The sequence below is a fragment of the Micromonospora carbonacea genome (assembly GCF_014205165.1).
Taxonomy (GTDB): domain Bacteria; phylum Actinomycetota; class Actinomycetes; order Mycobacteriales; family Micromonosporaceae; genus Micromonospora; species Micromonospora carbonacea.
Genome location: NZ_JACHMZ010000001.1, coordinates 5,202,848 through 5,220,055 on the forward strand (window position 1 = coordinate 5,202,848; position 17,208 = coordinate 5,220,055).

General features: G+C 74.0%; 16 protein-coding genes and 1 pseudogene. 4 read left to right on the plus strand and 13 right to left on the minus strand.

The features are described from left to right. Window positions 1–14: 14 nt before the first annotated feature. The 5 genes from rimM to proS all read right to left on the minus strand — a co-directional run bounded on the left by rimM (window position 15) and on the right by proS (window position 3,776). Entirely contained in the window at window positions 15–572 is a 558-nt protein-coding gene (rimM, locus tag HDA31_RS21710) for a ribosome maturation factor RimM (protein WP_074473824.1), read from the minus strand. Next, window positions 572–805, minus strand: a complete 234-nt coding sequence (locus tag HDA31_RS21715; RefSeq protein ID WP_036374728.1) for an RNA-binding protein — start codon at window positions 803–805, stop codon at window positions 572–574. Before HDA31_RS21715 ends, rimM begins: the two co-directional genes overlap by 1 nt. A gap of 1 nt (window position 806) precedes the next feature. Beyond that, window positions 807–1,268: a 30S ribosomal protein S16 gene (gene rpsP, locus HDA31_RS21720; RefSeq protein WP_074473823.1), complete on the minus strand. Its 462-nt coding sequence runs from the start codon at window positions 1,266–1,268 to the stop codon at window positions 807–809. Between the two features lie 254 nt (window positions 1,269–1,522). Next, entirely contained in the window at window positions 1,523–2,170 is a 648-nt protein-coding gene (locus tag HDA31_RS21725; protein ID WP_178063789.1) for a ribonuclease FAU-1 family protein, read from the minus strand. Between the two features lie 199 nt (window positions 2,171–2,369). After that, a complete protein-coding gene (proS, locus tag HDA31_RS21730; RefSeq protein ID WP_178063788.1) occupies window positions 2,370–3,776 on the minus strand; it encodes a proline--tRNA ligase in 1,407 nt (468 codons plus the stop codon). Between the two features lie 161 nt (window positions 3,777–3,937). On the opposite strand from proS, the gene HDA31_RS21735 reads away from it, so the two are divergent. Then, on the plus strand, window positions 3,938–4,528 hold the full coding sequence (locus tag HDA31_RS21735; protein ID WP_178063787.1) for a TetR/AcrR family transcriptional regulator: 591 nt from the start codon (window positions 3,938–3,940) through the stop codon (window positions 4,526–4,528). 77 nt (window positions 4,529–4,605) lie between these two features. Here the strand turns inward: HDA31_RS21735 and HDA31_RS21740 are convergent, their stop codons facing one another. From HDA31_RS21740 to ftsY, 8 genes and pseudogenes are all read right to left on the minus strand, one after another. Continuing rightward, window positions 4,606–5,685 carry an amidohydrolase family protein gene (locus tag HDA31_RS21740; protein WP_043962330.1) on the minus strand — a complete coding sequence of 360 codons (1,080 nt, stop codon included), beginning with the start codon at window positions 5,683–5,685 and terminating at the stop codon, window positions 4,606–4,608. A gap of 18 nt (window positions 5,686–5,703) precedes the next feature. Further along, window positions 5,704–5,952 (minus strand): annotated as a pseudogene (locus HDA31_RS21745) (Uma2 family endonuclease); the annotation flags it as partial. 134 nt (window positions 5,953–6,086) lie between these two features. Further along, window positions 6,087–7,643: a signal recognition particle protein gene (gene ffh / locus HDA31_RS21750; protein ID WP_178063786.1), complete on the minus strand. Its 1,557-nt coding sequence runs from the start codon at window positions 7,641–7,643 to the stop codon at window positions 6,087–6,089. A 182-nt stretch (window positions 7,644–7,825) separates the two neighbouring features. Further along, complete coding sequence (locus HDA31_RS21755; RefSeq protein WP_178063785.1) at window positions 7,826–10,141, minus strand: [protein-PII] uridylyltransferase; 2,316 nt, start codon at window positions 10,139–10,141, stop codon at window positions 7,826–7,828. Window positions 10,142–10,155: 14 nt separating this feature from the next. Further along, a complete protein-coding gene (locus HDA31_RS21760) occupies window positions 10,156–10,494 on the minus strand; it encodes a P-II family nitrogen regulator (protein WP_176734818.1) in 339 nt (112 codons plus the stop codon). A 25-nt stretch (window positions 10,495–10,519) separates the two neighbouring features. After that, window positions 10,520–11,926, minus strand: coding sequence for an ammonium transporter (locus HDA31_RS21765; RefSeq protein WP_074473815.1), 1,407 nt, complete (start codon window positions 11,924–11,926; stop codon window positions 10,520–10,522). A 183-nt stretch (window positions 11,927–12,109) separates the two neighbouring features. Next, window positions 12,110–12,973, minus strand: a complete 864-nt coding sequence (locus HDA31_RS21770; RefSeq protein WP_178063784.1) for a phosphotransferase — start codon at window positions 12,971–12,973, stop codon at window positions 12,110–12,112. A gap of 7 nt (window positions 12,974–12,980) precedes the next feature. Beyond that, window positions 12,981–14,168 (minus strand): signal recognition particle-docking protein FtsY, encoded by a 1,188-nt coding sequence (gene ftsY, locus HDA31_RS21775; RefSeq protein ID WP_178063783.1) that lies wholly within the window; start codon window positions 14,166–14,168, stop codon window positions 12,981–12,983. A 149-nt stretch (window positions 14,169–14,317) separates the two neighbouring features. Here ftsY and HDA31_RS21780 point away from each other — a divergent pair, with 149 nt between their 5' ends. From HDA31_RS21780 to HDA31_RS21785, 3 genes are all read left to right on the plus strand, one after another. Beyond that, complete coding sequence (locus HDA31_RS21780; RefSeq protein ID WP_219825012.1) at window positions 14,318–16,033, plus strand: alkaline phosphatase D family protein; 1,716 nt, start codon at window positions 14,318–14,320, stop codon at window positions 16,031–16,033. 26 nt (window positions 16,034–16,059) lie between these two features. Next, window positions 16,060–16,500: a MarR family winged helix-turn-helix transcriptional regulator gene (locus HDA31_RS31840; protein ID WP_074473812.1), complete on the plus strand. Its 441-nt coding sequence runs from the start codon at window positions 16,060–16,062 to the stop codon at window positions 16,498–16,500. Window positions 16,501–16,646: 146 nt separating this feature from the next. Further along, a complete protein-coding gene (locus HDA31_RS21785) occupies window positions 16,647–17,168 on the plus strand; it encodes a DinB family protein (protein WP_074473811.1) in 522 nt (173 codons plus the stop codon). Window positions 17,169–17,208 lie beyond the last annotated feature (40 nt).

Consider the following 17,208-nt stretch of genomic DNA (forward strand, 5'->3'; position numbering starts at 1 on the left):
GGTGCTCCAGGGACCTAGAGGTCGAGCAGGCCGCCGGGCGGGTCGACGACGACGCGACCGCCGGCGAGGTCGACCTCGGGCACGATCGCCCTGACGAACGGGATGAGCGCGGTGCGCCCCTCGGGGCGGCGCAGCACCAGCAGGTCCGACGCGGGCGCGTGGTCGATCTTGACCACCTCGCCGAGGTGCTCACCGGCCGGGGTGACCGCCGCCAGCCCGACGAGCTGGTGGTCGTGGAACTCCTCCGGGTCCTCCGGCGGGGCGACGTCGGCGCTGTCCACCCCCAGCAGGGTGCCGCGCAGCGCCTCGGCGACGTCGCGCTCCAGCACACCCTCGAAGGCGACCAGCAGCCGCCCCTGGTGCCAGCGGGCGGACTCGACGGTCAGCGCGGCCGGGACCCGGAACGGCACGCCGGGGCCGGGGGCCGGGTTGGCCGGCGGCGTCGCGCCCGGCTCGGTAGCGAGTACCGAGCCGGGCGCGAAGCGTGCCTCGGGCTCGTCGGTGCGCACCTCGACGGTGACCTCACCACGGATGCCGTGCGGCTTGCCGATCCGGCCGACGATGAGCCGCATCAGTACGAGTCGACGATGTCGACGCGCACGCCGCGCCCACCGATGGAGCCGATCACCTGGCGCAGCGCCTTGGCGGTCCGGCCGGACCGCCCGATCACCGTGCCGAGATCCTCCGGGTGCACGCGGACTTCCAGCCGCTTGCCCCGACGGTTGTCGACCAGCCGGACCCGGACGTCGTCCGGGTGGTCGACGATGCCCTTGACCAGGTGCTCAAGCGCCGGACGCAGTGCCATGTCAGGCCTGCTCGCCGGCGGCGTCCGCCGCGGGCTGCTCCTCGGCCTTCGGCGCCTGCTCGGCGGCCGGGGCCTCGGCCTTGGCGGCCTTCTTGGCCGGCTTCGTCGGGGCGTCGGCCAGGCCGGCGGCGGCCTTCGCCTCGGCCTCGTACGCCGCCTTGCGGTCGGCGCGCTCGGCGGCGACCTTCAGCGGCGGCGGGGCCGGCAGGCCCTTGAACTTCTGCCAGTCACCGGTCAGCTCCAGCAGGCGCTGCACGGCGTCGCTCGGCTGCGCGCCGACGGACAGCCAGTACTGGACCCGCTCCGACTTGACCTCGATCACCGAAGGGTCCTCCTTCGGCTGGTACACACCGACGAACTCGATCGCGCGACCGTCACGCTTGGAGCGCGAGTCGGCGACGACGATGCGGTACTGCGGGTTGCGGATCTTGCCCATCCGCAGGAGCCGGATCTTTACGGCCACAGTTGTTTCGCTCCTGTTGCGATCTCACCGGCCCGGTCCGGGCGGTGCACGGGTGAGCGCCGACCGGCACAGTGGGGTTGGGCCGGAGACTGCTCGGTGGACTGGCGACGCGCCCGGGGTAGAGGGCGCCGGACGCGCGCCGGATACCAGCGACCCATTCTGCCAGATCGGGCCGGGATTCCTCACATCGGCCGGCCGGGCCGCTGCCCGGCGGCACCGGAACGCGCGTTTCGCGCTGTTTGTGGTGGTTCGCGTCAGCGGGCGGGCGGGCGGTCCCAGCCCGGCGGCAGCGCCCCCGGCACGTCCCAGCCGGGCGGCGGGACGAAGTCGCACCAGGTGCCGTCGAACGGGAACTCACCGGCCTCGGCGCGGGCGATCACCCGCTTCCCCTCGGCCCGGACCGCGGCCTCGTCGGCCACCCAGTAGTCGGCGGGGAAGGCCAGCCGCTCGGCGAACTCCTCCTCGTCCTTCCACTCCCAGGTGCGGTCGGGCCGGATCACCACGTCGAGATCCTGGTCGACCATGTCCACCCCGGCCAGGTCACCGTCGTCCCAGCGCACGCCGGGCTCCTCCAGGTTGACGTACCAGTGGCTGAACCGGCCGGCGGCGTCGGAGAACCACCAGACGGAGTGCGCCTCGCCCACGGGCAGGAACTTCAGCAGCGCCGGCCCGTTCCACCGCCCGCGGGCCAACCGGTACGACGAAGTGATCCACTCGGTGAACGGCACCGCCCGCATGCCGAGCCCGGCCGCGGTCACCTCGTTGGCCACCGGCGAGTCGCGGGCGACGTAGAGCAGCAGGCCGCGCTCGTCGTCGCTGACCACCCGCCCCGTCCGGACCCAGCCGATCCGGCCGTGCCGGACGTTGCGGTGCACGATCAGCCGGCCGGGCGCGAACCTCATGGCACCGACCCTATCGGTCTGGCGGCGCCGGCCGGCGGCGGCACCGCCCGGCCCGTGGGCCCGTGTTCCGACACCCGCTCGGCCGTTCCGGGCCGTCGCCCCCGTCGCCGGATCGGAGCACCAGGAATCCCCACGACGGTCGGCACACGAGAAGGGCGGCCGGCGTGGTGCCGGCCGCCCTTCTTCCGCAGGCGGTGCGTCAGTAGGCGCGGGCCAGGATCGCGACCAGGTCCGGCTCGTCCTCCGAGTCGGGGACGGAGCCGTCGGCGCGCAGCAGGCAGCGCACCGTCACGCCCTGGCCGTTCGCCTCGGCCTCGCCGGCCACGCCGACCGCCGACCACGGCACGCGGGCCCAGCCGGTGGCGGCCGCCTCGATCGCCTCGGCGAGCGTGGCCACCTCCACGGTGCGGGACCGGCGGTGGTCCAGGGCCTGATCGTGCAGGGCGCGCTGGTCGGCCTCCAGGGCGGCCAGCACCGCGCCGACCACGTCGGCGACCGGGGTCGGCGACTTCGAGCCGTCCGTGCGCCGGACCACGACCGCGTTGCCGGCGGCCAGGTCGCGGGGGCCGACCTCCACGCGTACCGGATAGCCGCGCAGCTCGGCGTCGACGGCCCGGCGGCCGAACGCGGTGTCGGTGCGGTCGTCGAGCGCGACCCGGACCCCGGCGTCGCGCAGGCCGTCGCGCAGCTTGGCCGCCGCCTCGCCGACGCCCTCGCCGTCCTTGACGATCATCACGTACGCCTGCACGGGCGCCAGCCTCGGCGGGACCCGCAGGCCGTTGTCGTCGCCGTGGGCCATGATCAGGCCGCCGAGCATCCGGGTCGAGGTGCCCCACGACGTCGTCCACGCGTGCTCCCGGCCGCCCTCGGCCGAGGAGTAGCTGATGTCGAACGCCTTGGCGAAGTTCTGCCCCAGCTCGTGACTGGTGCCGAGCTGGAGGGCCTTGCCGTCGCCCATCATGCCCTCGCACGTGTAGGTGGCGGTGGCCCCGGCGAAGCGCTCCCGGGCGGTCTTGAGGCCCACCACGACCGGGATGCCGAGCACGTTGACCATCAGGTCCTCGTACGCCTCGTGCAGGATCTTGCGGGCGTACGCGCGGGCGTCCTCCCGGGTGGCGTGGGCGGTGTGCCCCTCCTGCCAGAGGAACTCGCTGGTGCGCAGGAACACGCGCGGGCGCAGCTCCCAGCGGACCACGTTCGCCCACTGGTTGAGCAGCAGCGGCAGGTCCCGGTAGGAGTCGATCCACTTGGCCATGAACTCGCCGATCACCGTCTCGCTGGTGGGGCGCACCACCACCGGCTCGGCGAGCTGCTTGCCGCCGCCGTGGGTGACCACCGCCAGCTCCGGCGAGAAGCCCTCGACGTGCTCGGCCTCGCGCTTGAGGTAGCTCTCCGGGATGAACAGCGGGAAGTACGCGTTCTCCGCGCCGGCCGCCTTGATCCGGGCGTCCATCTCGGCCTGCATCCGCTCCCAGATGGCGTAGCCGGCCGGTCGGATGACCATGGTCCCGCGGACCGGGCCGTTGTCGGCCAGCTTCGCCTTGGCGATCAGGTCCTGGTACCAGCGGGGAAAGTCCTCCGCACGGGGAGTGAGCACGCGTGCCATGACCGCACATCCTATGCGCCCCGCCACACGACGCCGTCATCGGGCGCGCTCCCGCCCGCGCCGTCCCCGCCGGGGCCGGATCGTCACCCGGCGCGGCAAGGGCCCGTTCGTCGGTGCGCGGGCCACGACACCACTCAGGCCGGCCGTAGACTTCGGCCACGATGGGTGAAGTGAGGGACGCCGCCCGGCAGCGGCTGCGCGACGGCATCGTCGACGCCGCCCGGGCGCAGACGATCGCCGGGGGCTGGGACGGCGTGCGGATGGGCGGGGTGGCCGCCGCCGCCGGGGTGAGCCGGCAGACGGTCTACAACGAGTTCGGCACCAAGGCGGGGCTGGCCGAGGCGCTGGCCCGGCGCGAGGTGGACCGGTTCGTCACCGACGTGCGGGCCCGCCTCGACGAGCACGGCGACGACCTGCGCGCGGCGGCGTACGCGGCGATCGCGCACACCCTCGCCGCGGCGGCCGACAACCCGCTGATCAAGGCGATCCTGACCAGCGCCCGGGGCGGGTCGGACGAGCTGTTGCCCTACCTGACGACGCGCGCCGAGCTGGTGCTCACCGAGTCGACCGCCGTGCTGCTGGAGTGGGCCGGCGGGCACCTGCCCGCCGCCGACCCGGCCGCGCTGGCGTTCGCCGCCGACACCGTCGTCCGGCTGGTGGTCAGCCACATCGTGCTGCCCCGCTCCCCCGTCGAGCAGACCGCCGACGCCCTCGCCACCCTGGCCACCCGCCTCTTCGCCACGCTCCCCTGACCCACGCTCCCCTGACCCACGCCTCCCTGGCCCACACCCTCCCCTGACCAGCGCCGCGCGGGGCGGCGCGGCGACGGTCAGCGCAGCACCCGGCCGCGCAGGACGATGCGGCTCGGGGTGCGCACCACGCTCAGGTCGCGGCGGGGGTCGGTGGGATAGACCGTGAGGTCGGCCAGGCCGCCCTCGACGAGGCCGGGGAAGCCGAGCCACTCCCGGGCCCGCCAGGAGGCGGCCGCGAGGACGTCCACCGCCGGCATGCCGGCCTGGGAGTGCAGCAACAGCATCTCCTCGGCGGCCAGCCCGTGATCGATGCCGCCGCCCGCGTCCGTGCCGACGTAGATCGGCACCCCCGCCTCGTACGCCGACCGGACCACCTCGGGGAAGCGGTCGCGCAGGGCGAGCATGTGGTCGGCGTACCCGGGGAACTTCGCGCGGGCCTGCTCGGCGATCCCGCCGAACGTCCGGATGTTGATCATCGTGGGGACCAGGGCGGTGCCCTGCCGGGCCATCAGGTCGATCAGGTCGAGGCTCAGCCCGGTGCCGTGCTCGACGGAGTCCACCCCGGCCCGCACCATGATCTCGACGCCCGCCTCGGAGAACGTGTGCACCGCCGCCCGGGCCCCGGCGGCGTGCGCGGCGGCGACGGCGGCGGTCATCGTGTCGGCGTCCCAGGCGGGCGCGAGGTCGCCGGTGCCCCGGTCGATCCAGTCGCCGACCAGCTTGACCCAGCCGTTGCCGGCGGCGGCCTGCGCGGCGACGGTGGCGGCCACCTGCGGCGCGTCGACCTCGACCCCGATGTCGCGCAGGTAGCGGCGCGGCGGGGCGACGTGCCGGCCCGCGCGGGCCAGTCGCGGCAGCCCCGGGTCGTCGTCGAGCTCGGGGTACGGGTACGGCGAACCCGCGTCCCGGATGGCGAGGACCCCGGCGTCGACGTCGACGTGGGCCGCCGCGCGGGCCTGGTCGAGGGAGGTGATCGGGGCGCCGCCCCGGGCGATGCCGAGGTGGCAGTGGGCGTCGGTCAGCCCGGGGAGCACGAAACCGCCGTCGACGACGGTCTCGGCGCCGGGCACCGGGTCGAAGGTGACCCGGTCGCCGACCAGCCACAGGTCCCGGACCTCGTCGTCGGGCAGGAGCACACCGCGCACATGCAGAGCCATGCGCACAGTCCTACCCGATCACTCCCCCTCCGTGGCGAGCAGCCCGTCCCGGCGGCCGGTCAGGGCCGGCAGGTCGACGGAGACCTTCCACGGCAGCTCCGTGACGAAGAGGTCCTCCGTGTGGGTGATCTGCTCGTACTCCCGGCCACCGGCGGCGAGCGCGTACTCGGTCAGCGTGACGCGCTCCTGGAGCGGGTCCACCACCCAGTACGACCGGACCCCGGCGTGCGCGTAGACCTTCGCCTTGTCGTACATGTCGCGGAAGGTGGAGGTCGGCGAGGTCGTCGACCGTCCACTCGTGCCGTTCGGGCAGGATGGGCGCCGCGGTCACGACATCTCCTCCCAGGGGGGCGACGGCCACCCTAAGCGCCGAGGCCGTCGCCCACCGTCACCGACACGCGTCAGCGGGGCCGGCCGTCGCCCTTGCCGAACTTGTTGAAGTCGATCTTCGGCAGCTTGAAGCCCGGGGGCAGGCCCTGGCCGCCGGCCAGGTCGCCCGGGTCCAGGCCCGGCGGGAGCTGCGGCATGCCGCCCGGGAACCCGCCCGGCATCCCCGCGCCCGCCCCGGTGCGCGGCCGGTTGCCGCCCTTGGTGCCCTTGCGCTTGTTCTTCGGCGACTTGGTCGCCTTGCGCCGGCCGCCGCCGGGCAGGCCCATCATGCCGCCCATCTGCTTCATCATCTTCTGCGCGTCGGCGAAGCGGTTGAGCAGCTGGTTGACGTCCATCACGGTGACGCCCGAACCGTTGGCGATGCGGGCCCGGCGCGAGCCGTTGATGATCTTCGGGTTGGTGCGCTCCGCCGGGGTCATCGACCGGATGATCGCGGTGACCCGGTCGAAGTGCTTGTCGTCCAGCTCGGCGAGCTGGTCCTTCATCTGCCCCATGCCGGGCATCATGGCCAGCACGTTGGCGATCGGGCCCATCCGGCGCACCGCGATGAGCTGGTCGAGGAAGTCCTCCAGGGTGAACTGCTCGCCGCCCATCAGCTTGGCGGTCATCTTCTCCTTCTGATCGGAGTCGAAGGCCGCCTCGGCCTGCTCGATCAGAGTGAGGACGTCGCCCATGCCGAGGATCCGGCTGGCCATCCGGTCGGGGTGGAAGACGTCGAAGTCCTCCAGCTTCTCGCCGGTGGAGGCGAACAGGATCGGCTGGCCGGTCACCTCGCGCACCGACAGCGCGGCGCCGCCCCGGGCGTCGCCGTCGAGCTTCGACAGCACCACGCCGGTGATGCCGACGCCGTCGCGGAACGCCTCGGCGGTGCGGACGGCGTCCTGACCGACCATCGCGTCGATGACGAAGATGACCTCGTCGGGGTCGACCGCGTCGCGGATGTCGGCGGCCTGCCGCATCATCTCGGCGTCGATGCCGAGCCGGCCGGCGGTGTCGACGATGACAATGTCCCGGGCCGCCCGCTTCGCGTGCTCGATCGAGGCGCGGGCCACCTGCACGGGGTCGCCGGTGCCGTTGCCGGGCTCCGGGGCGTACACCTCGACGCCGGCCCGGCCGCCGAGCACCTGGAGCTGCCCGACGGCGTTGGGCCGCTGGAGGTCGGCGGCGACCAGCAGCGGCTGGTGCCCCTGGGCCTTGAGCCAGCGGGCCAGCTTGCCGGCCAGGGTGGTCTTGCCGGAGCCCTGGAGGCCGGCAAGCATGATCACCGTCGGCGGCTGCTTGGCGAACTGGAGCCGCCGCCCCTCGCCGCCGAGGACGTTGATCAGCTCCTCGTTGACGATCTTGACGATCTGCTGGGCCGGGTTGAGCGCCTGGGAGACCTCCGCGCCGCGCGCCCGCTCCTTGACGTTCGCGATGAAGCCCTTGACCACCGGCAGGGCGACGTCGGCCTCCAGCAGCGCCAGGCGGATCTCGCGCGCCGTGGCGTCGATGTCGGCGTCCGTGAGCCGGCCCTTGCCGCGGAGCTTGGTGAAGATCCCGGAGAGGCGGTCACTCAAGGTGTCAAACACGCGAACATCCCGTTTGTCAGTGTTTCGGCGGGCACAACGCGACCGGGCGCAGGTGTCCGGCCATGGCTAGGGTAGCCCGCCGGCCGCACCCGCGCTCCGGCCCGCCCGGCACCGCGCTCGCGGGGATCGGCGGTTAACAGGGGGCCCTTCCTCTACCAGAAGCGTTAACAAGGGCCCCCTCCTTACACGGCGGCCAGGACCGCGGCCTCCAGGCGGGCCCGCTCGTCGTCCGGCGGCCAGCCGCCCACCAGGTAGAACGCGTCCACCACGTCCCCGCCGAGAGTGGAGATCCGGGCCGCGCGCACCTGCGCGTCGGCCTCGTCGAGGGCGCAGGTCACCCGGTAGAGCAGACCGGCCGCGTCGGCGGCGCGCAGCTCCAGCACCACCGCGTCGGTGGCCGCGTCCCGGTGCCACACGACGCGGGGGGCCGCGCCGGAGCCGCGCGCGGCCAGCGCCCGGCCGCGCAGCCGCTGGGTGACCGAGACGTCCCCGGCGACCGCCCGGCGCAGGTCACCGGCGAGCGCGATCGGGTCGGGCGGCAGGCCGTAGCGGGGCTGCACCCGGCACTCCACCAGGGCCCGGCCGTCGACGGTCGAGGCGTCGGCGGAGAGCACCTCCAGCCGGTGCAGGGCCAGGCAGCCGGCCACCGTCGCGAGCAGGCCGCGCCGGTCCGCCGCGGCCACCGCCACCCGGTCCCCCGCCAGGTGTACGACCGGCAGCGGCCCGTCGAGCAGCGCCGGGTCGGGGTCGGGCGGGGCGGGCAGCACGCCGGTGTCCAGCGCGGTGCGGACCCGGGCGACCAGCTCGGCGACGAGGCGGCCCTTCCAGTCCGACCAGGCGGCCGGGCCGGTGGCCGCCGCGTCGGCGCGGACCAGGGCGTGCAGCAGGTCGAGGGTGGCGCCGTCGCCGACGGCCTCGGCGACCCGGGCGATGGTCACCGGGTCGGACAGGTCGCGGCGGGTGGCCACGTCGGGCAGGAGCAGGTGCAGCCGGACCAGCGTGCCGATGAGCGCCACCTCGGGCTCGGGCAGGCCGATCCGGGCCACCACGGCCTCGGCCAGCGGCGCGCCGGCGGTGCTGTGGTCACCGGGCAGCCCCTTGCCGATGTCGTGCAGGAACGCGCCGAGCAGCAGCAGGTCCGGCCGGTCCACGTCGCGGGTGTGCCGGCTCGCCTCGTACGCGGCCTGCACCAGGTGCCGGTCGAGGGTGTAGCGGTGCACGGGGTTGTGCTGGGGCAGGCTGCGCAGCCGGGTCCACTCGGGCAGCCAGCCGTCGATCAGCCCGTACCGGTCGCAGGTCTCCCAGGCGGGGACGAGGCCGGGCCCCGCGCCGAGCAGGGTGATGAGCGCGGCGCGGGCCTCCGCCGGCCAGGGCGACGGCAGCGGCGGGCAGTAGGCGGCCAGCCACTCGCAGGTGGCCCGGGCGATGGGCAGCCGCGTGGTGGCCGCCGCGGCGGCCATCCGCAGGGACAGGCTCGGGTCGGGGCGCGCGCCGATGGCGGTGCGGGCCAGCACCAGTTCCCCGTCGTGCTCGACGACGTCCCGGGCGACCGGGCGGCGCGCCGGGCGGGGGTCGGCCCCCCGGCGGCGGGAGCGCAGCCGGTCGGCGGCCCGCCAGGCGTCGTCGAGGGCGTGGCTGACGGTGCGGGCGTCGCCGGCGACGCGGCGCAGCAGCACGTCGCCGTCGTGCGGGGCCACGGCCCCGGAGGCGGCGTCGCCCGCCGGCTGGCGCAGGCCGAGCCGGGCGGCGACGCCGTCGCGTTCCTGGGCGACGAGCCGGTCGACGCGGCGGCCGGCCTGCGCGTGCAGGGCGTCGCGGGTGTCGAGCAGGCGCAGGTGGGCGGCCCGGACGGCGGGGCGCAGCGCGTCGGTGATGCCGGCGGTGGCGATGGCGCGCAGGATGCCCACGTCGCGCAGCCCGCCGGCGGCCTCCTTGAGGTCGCCTTCGAGCAGGAAGGCCAGCTCGCCGTGGGCCTGCCAGCGGGCCTCGGTGATCTCCCGCAGGGCGGGCAGCTGGCGGACGGCGGTGCGCCGCCAGTGGTCGGCGGCGGTGCGGGCCAGGGTGTCGGCGAGTTCCCGGTCGCCGGCGACGTAGCGGGCGTCGAGCAGGCCGAGGGCGACCTTCACGTCGTCCTGGGCCACGGAGAGGGCCTCGGCCAGGGTCCGCACCGAGTGGTCGAGCCGCAGGCCGGCGTCCCAGATCGGATACCACAGCTTGGGGGCCAGCTCGTCCATGCCGGGCACCCCGGCGTGCACGAGCACCAGGTCGAGGTCGCCGTACGGGGCGCACTGCCGCCGCCCGAGCCCGCCCACGGCGACCAGCGCGATGCCGGGGCGGTCGGGCAGCAGCGGCGTCAGCCACCGGTCGAAGGCGGCGGCCCGCGCCCGGCGCGCGGCGTCCCCGATCCCCCCGGGAACGCCGACGACCTCGTTGACCAGGAGGTCCGCGTCACCGTCGCCGGCGCTGTCCGACGCGTCTCCCCTGATCAACGAGGTCATCTATGCGGGCCGGCCTAGAGGGCGTCCAGGCCGCGTTCGCCGGTGCGGACGCGGACGACGTCCTCGACGCCGGTCACCCACACCTTGCCGTCGCCGATCTTGCCGGTCCGGGCGGCGCTGACGATCGCGTCGACGATCTTCTCGACGTCGATCTCGTCGGTGAGCACCTCGACCCGGATCTTGGGCAGGAACTCGACCGTGTACTCGGCACCCCGGTAGACCTCGGTGTGCCCCTTCTGCCGGCCGTACCCCTGGACCTCGCTGACGGTCAGCCCGGCCACGCCGAGGGCGTGCAGGGCCTCCTTCACCGCGTCCAGCTGGTACGGCTTGATGACCGCGGTCACCAGCTTCATGTCCAACCCCTCCATCCCAGGAACGTTAACCGGCGACCTTCTCGCTGACCGGCTCGGACTCGTCCGAGGCCGGCTTGGTGCCGGCGCCCGCCGGCGTCCCGATCCCGGCGAGCGCGAACGCGCTGCCGCCGCCGCTGCCACCGGCCACGGAGAGGTCGTAACCGCTCTCGGCGTGCTCGGCGAGGTCGATGCCCTCGACCTCGGCCTCGGGCTTGAGGCGGAAGCCGATCGTCTTCTCGATCGCGAAGGCGAGCAGCCAGGCGATCCCGAAGGACCAGACGGTCACGATCAGGCCGGCGATGGCCTGGCGGCCGAGCTGGGTGACCCCGCCGCCGTAGAACAGGCCGTCGGAGGCGCCGACCACGTCGGTGATCGCGGAGTTGACCGAGTTGGTGGCGAACAGGCCGAGCCAGAGCGAGCCGATCCAGCCACCGACGAAGTGCACGCCGACCACGTCGAGGGAGTCGTCGTAGCCGAGCTTGTACTTCAGGGCGATGGCGAGGGCGCAGACCGCACCGGCGACGATGCCGAGCAGGACCGCGGCCCACGGGGCGATGAAGCCACAGGCCGGGGTGATGGCGACCAGGCCGGCGACCGCGCCGGAGGACGCACCGACCATGGTCGGCTTCTTGTCCTTGATCCACTCCACCGCGAGCCAGCCGAGCACCGCCGCGGCGGTGGCGAGCTGGGTGTTGATGAAGGCGAGGCCGGCGACCGAGTCGACGGTCAGCTCCGAGCCGGCGTTGAACCCGAACCAGCCGAACCAGAGCAGGCCCGCGCCGAGCGCGACCAGCGGGATGTTGTGCGGCTTCATGCCCTCGCGGGGCCAGCCGAGCCGCTTGCCGAGCACCAGCGCCACGGCCAGGGCCGCCGCACCGGCGTTGATGTGCACGGCGGTGCCGCCGGCGAAGTCCAGCGCGTGGATGTCACCGCCGATGATGCCGCCGCCCCAGACCCAGTGGGCGACCGGGAAGTAGACCAGCGTGGCCCACCCGAAGGCGAACAGCAGCCAGCCGCCGAACTTGGCGCGGTCGGAGATCGCGCCGCTGATCAGCGCGACGGTGATCACCGCGAAGACCATCTGGAACGCCATGAACACGTAGAGCGGGACCCCGATGCCGCTGGGGTTCTCCGCCGTGGCGCCCCACAGGTCGGTCTCGGCCAGGAAGGTCTTGGTGCCGAGGTACGCCCCCGGGTCGCCCCAGAAGCCGTTCACGTCCGTCCCGAAGGCGACGCTGAAACCGTAGAACCACCACAGAACAGAGATGAGCCCAATGGCGGAGAAGCTCATCATCATCATGTTGAGCACGCCCTTGGCCCGGTTGAGCCCGCCGTAGAACAGCGCCAGTCCGGGCGTCATGAGCAGCACGAGCGCGGTCGAAACCAGCAGCCAAACGGTGTTGCCGCCGTCGATCGTCGGTGCTTCAGGCACGCTGGCCTCCTAAAGGTGAAGTTCCCTCCTTCGCGGCTTCCGGGGCAGCGTCGCCCGTACGCCGGTTGCGCGGAAGCTTGGTCGTCTCCTGTTTCCTTCAGCGTCACCACGCGATTTCCAGCCCGTGACGCTGTGTTTCGTACGTGTGAAGAAAACCTCACCGCCGCCGGGCGGGGCGGTACCTCAGCGCAGCGCGTACTCCAACGCGTGCCGTTCGTAGTCCAACAGGCGAAGGTCGCGCATCGGGCGGCGAAGGTGACCCTTGTGCACGATCCGGACGAACGCCGGCTCACCCGCGGCGGCCATCCGGCGGATGCCCTCGACGTGGTCGACGACGCGCTTGCGGATCGTGCGCACCAGCCGGTGCCGGTCGCGCGGGATCAGCCCGTACGCGTCGGCGAACAGCCGCAGCCGGCGCGGCCGGTCCGGGTGCCGCCAGCCGAGGGTGATCGAGTCCCGGTCGGAGAAGATCGGCACCCAGGTCCACGCCGCGTACGCCACGTCGTAGATCCGCGCGCCCGGCGAGGCGAGGTCGAAGTCGATCAGCCCGAGGGTGCCGTCCGGCCGCCAGATCACGTTGTGCGGGGCGGCGTCGTGGTGGCAGATCACCTCGGTGTCCGGCGGCGGCGGGCCGAACGAGCGCCACACCGCCCCGGGCGGCGGGGCGAAACCGTACTGGGCGTCGTGGAACATCCGCAGCATGGTCGCGACCGTCACCAGCGCCTCGTCGGTGACCCAGTGCGGGGCCAGCGGGTATTCCCCGCACTCCCCCTCCAGGTACGACAGGACCTCCCGGTTGCGCTCGTCCATGCCGAGCGCCCGGGGCGCGCCGGTGAACCCGACGTACTCCAGGTGGCGCAGCAGGGCGTGCACGGACGGTGTCCACGGGCCGGCGTTGCGCCGGACGGTGTCGCCGACCCGGACGACGGTGCTGACGTTCCCGCCGTGCAGCGGGATCTCCTGCGAAGTCACGTACGGTCTCCCGAGGCCCGGCGCGGGGTGGCGGTCCTCGCGCCACCCGACGTAGGCGCGATCGTCACTGGTCACTGCGAGGTTACGCGTCGCGGGCGAGCGGCTCGACGCCGAGCAGCGCGTCGACGAACTGCGCCGGATCGAACGGGGCGAGGTCGTCCTTGCCCTCGCCGAGGCCGACCAGCTTGACGGGGATGCCGAGCTTGCGCTGGACGGCGATCACGATGCCGCCCTTGGCGGTGCCGTCGAGCTTGGTCAGCACCACGCCCGTCACGTTGACCGCCTCGGTGAAGACCCGCGCCTGCTCCAGGCCGTTCTGGCCGGTGGTGGCGTCGAGCACCAGCAGGGTCTCGTCGATCGGCCCGTGCTTCTCCACGACCCGCTTGACCTTGCCCAGCTCGTCCATCAGGCCGACCTTGTTCTGCAACCGGCCGGCGGTGTCGATCAGCACCGTGTCGACGCCGGTGTCGATGCCGCGCTTCACCGCGTCGAACGCCACGCTGGCCGGGTCGGCGGCCTCCGGGCCGCGGACGGTCTCCGCGCCGACCCGGCCGCCCCACGTCTGGAGCTGGTCGGCGGCGGCGGCGCGGAACGTGTCGGCCGCGCCGAGCAGCACGCTGCGGCCGTCGGCGACCAGCACCCGGGCGATCTTGCCGCAGGTGGTGGTCTTGCCGGCCCCGTTGACGCCGACCACCAGCACCACCGCCGGCACCCCGTCGGACGGCGCGGTGCGCAGCGACCGGTCCAGGGCCGGGTCGAGGGCGTTGACCAGCTCGGCGGCGAGCAGGGCGCGCAGCTCGTCGACGGTGCGGGTGCCGAGCACCCGGGTCCGCTCCCGCAGCCGGTCGACGATCTCCCGGGTCGAGTCGATGCCGACGTCGGCGGTGATCAGGCTGTCCTCGATCTCCTCCCAGGTGTCCTCGTCGAGCCGGTCCCGGCTGAGCAGGCCGAGCAGGCCCTTGCCGAAGGCGTTCTGCGAGCGGGACAGCCGGGACCGCAGCCGGACCAGCCGGCCGGCGGTCGGCTCGGGCACCTCGACGGCGGGCGGCGCCTCCACCACGGGCGGGGGCTCGACCAGGATCCCCGTGGCGAGGTCCGCCTCCGGCGCCTCGACGGGCGGCCCGGCGAGGTCCTGCCCGGCGCGGGTGTCCACCTCCGTCTCCGGCAGCGGCGGTTGCGGACGCCGGCGCAGCCGCGGCACCACCAGCCCGAGGCCGCCGAGGATCAGCACGCCGAGCAGGGCGAGCGCGATGAGGAGGTATTCCGTCATGCCGAAATCCTGTCAGATGCCGGCGACGGCGTCCCAGCCACCGCTACCGGCGGGGGTGCGAGCTGCGGGTACGCTCGCCACGGCCAGGGGTGGCGCGACGGCCGACCGGGTAGAAATGATGAGATCGTCTCGTCTCCTGGAGGTTCCCCATGCCGGCACCCCGCCTGCTCATCGGCCCGCTGCTGCGCCGGGTCGTCGGCACGCGGGCCACCGTCTGGGTGGAGACCAGCGCGCCCGCGACGGTCCGGGTCCGCACGGCCGACGGCGCCGGGGGCACCGCGACCACCTTCTCCGCGTACGACCACCACTACGCGCTCGTCGTCGTCGAGGGGCTCACCCCCGACAGCGCGACGACCTACGAGGTGCTGGTCGACGACGAGGTCGCCTGGCCGGAGCCCCGGTCCGCCTTCCCGCCCAGCGTGATCCGCACCCGGGCCGCCGACGACCGGGACCAGCCGGTGCGCCTGGTCTTCGGCTCCTGCCGGGAAACCACCCAGCACTCCACCGCCCGCAAGCTGCCCCCCGACGCGCTCGACGCGTACGCCCGGCGGTTGATGGCCGACCCGGGCCGGGCCGACGCCCAGGCCGACCTGCTGGTGCTGCTCGGCGACCAGGTCTACGCCGACGAGACCTCGCCGACCGTGCGGCGGCTGCTCAAGCGGCGTCGCCGGCGGCCGGAGGGCGCCCCGGCGACGCAGGTGGTCAGCTTCGACGAGTACACCAAGCTCTACCTGGAGTCGTGGCGCGACCCGGAGATCCGCTGGCTGTTCTCCACCGTGCCCAGCGTGATGATCTTCGACGACCACGAGGTGATCGACGACTGGAACACCTCCGCGGCGTGGCGCGACGACATGCGCGCCCAGCCCTGGTGGGCCGAGCGGATCGGCAGCGGGCTGGCCTCCTACTGGGTCTACCAGCACCTCGGCAACCTCGCCCCCGACGAGATCGCCGCCGACCCCGTCTACGCGAAGGTCGTCGCCGCCGGGGACGCCACCGAGGTCCTGCGCGAGTTCGGCGCCCGGGTCGACAAGGAGGCCGACGAGGCGCACGACACCGAACGCTGGCGCGCGGTGCAGTACCAGTGGAGCTACGCCCTGGACCTGGGGCGCACCCGGCTGGTGATGCTGGACAACCGGTGCAGCCGGGTGCTGGAGCGGGGCAACCGGGCGATGCTGCCGCCCGGCGAGTGGTCCTGGTTCCTCGACCGCGCGCACGGCGTCTACGACCACCTCGTCGTCGGCGCGTCGCTGCCCTGGCTGCTGCCGCCCGGCATCCACCACGTCGAGGCGTGGAACGAGAAGCTCGCCGACTCCCGGCACCGCTGGGTGGCCGGCTCCGCCGAGCGGCTGCGCCGGGCGCTCGACCTGGAGCACTGGGCGGCGTTCCGGCGTTCCTTCGACGCCCTCGGCGCGCTCTTCGCGCGGCTGGGCAGCGGCCCGGCCGGGCACACCGGCGACCGGGTCGGCGCGGGGCCGGCGTACCCGCCGCCGGCGTCGATCAGCGTGCTCTCCGGGGACGTGCACCACTCGTACGTGGCCCGGGCCCGGTTCGCCGACCCGGGGGTGCACACCCCCGTGCACCAGCTCACCTGCTCGCCGATCCACAACCAGGTGCCGGCGGCGATGCGTCCGCTGATGCGGCTGGGCTGGTCGCCGGGGCCGGCCGGGGCGGCCCGCGCGCTGGCCCGCAGCGCCGGGGTGCGCCGCCCGAGCGTGCGCTGGCGCAAGCTGGCCGGTCCCTACTTCGGCAACGCCGTGGCGACTCTCGCCCACGCCGGCCGCACGGCCGACGTGACGATCGAGGGCACCACCGGCGACGGGCACCTACGCACGGTTTTCCGAAGGCGGCTCGCCTCCGGGGGCTGAGCTCGTCGCACCCGTACCCTTACGGCGTGGACGATCATTCCCCGGAGACCCTGCGGTTCGTCGAGCACGAGTTGACCGCGCTGCTGCGCCGGGGACGCTCGCTCTCCTTCGAGGTCGCCCAGGAGGTGCACCCCAACCTCGACCAGAACGCGTACGGCCTGCTGCTGTGGCTGCGCCGCTCGGACGCGACCCGGCTGACCGACCTGGCCGCCCGGCTCGGGATCAGCAAGGGGACGCTGAGCCGGCAGATCAACGGCCTGGAGGCGCTCGGGCTGGTGCGCCGGGAGCCCGAGCCGGAGGACCGGCGGGCGTGGCGGCTCACCCTGACCGAGGAGGGGCAGCGCCGGTTCGACGCCGCCCGGGCGACCCGGCTCGCGCTGTTCCGGCGCATAGTGGAGAGCTGGTCGAGACGGGACGTGGCGGACTTCGGCCGCCTGCTGCGCCGCTTCAACGACGCCCTCGACTGAGGTGCAAGGAAGGGCCCCCTGTTAACGCTTTCTGTATAGGAAGGGTCCCTTCCTAACACCCCGCGCCGCGGCGGGCGGCGGGCGGCGAGGGCGGCCGGCGCGCAATGCGGTGGCCCGGTGTCGGGGGTGCCGGCCAGGATGGGCGGATGACCTGGAGAGCACCGCAGACCACCCGCAGCGACGCACCGTTCGTCGGCGACGAGCGCACCATGCTCGACGGCTGGCTGGACTACCACCGGCAGACCCTGCTGCTCAAGTGCGCCGGGCTGACCGCCGAGCAGTTGCGCACGCCCAGCGTCGAGCCGTCCGGGCTGAGCCTGCTCGGCCTGGTGCGGCACCTGGCCGAGGTGGAGGCGTGGTGGTTCCGGGAGTGCTTCGCCGGGCAGCGCGTCGACTACCCGTACTTCACGCCGGAGAACCCCGACGCCGACCACGACGTCAGCGCCGCCGACGCCGAGGCCGACCTCGCCACCTACCACCGGGAGGTCGACCTCGCCCGCGCCGCCGCGGCGGGCCGTTCCCTCGACGAGACGTTCACCGAGGCCGGGCCCAAGAAGCGCACGTTCAGCCTGCGCTGGGTCTACCTGCACATGATCGAGGAGTACGCCCGGCACAACGGCCACGCCGACCTGATCCGGGAACGCATCGACGGCGTCACCGGCGAGTGACGGAACCCGGGGCCGGCGAGTGACGGCCCCGGCAACGACC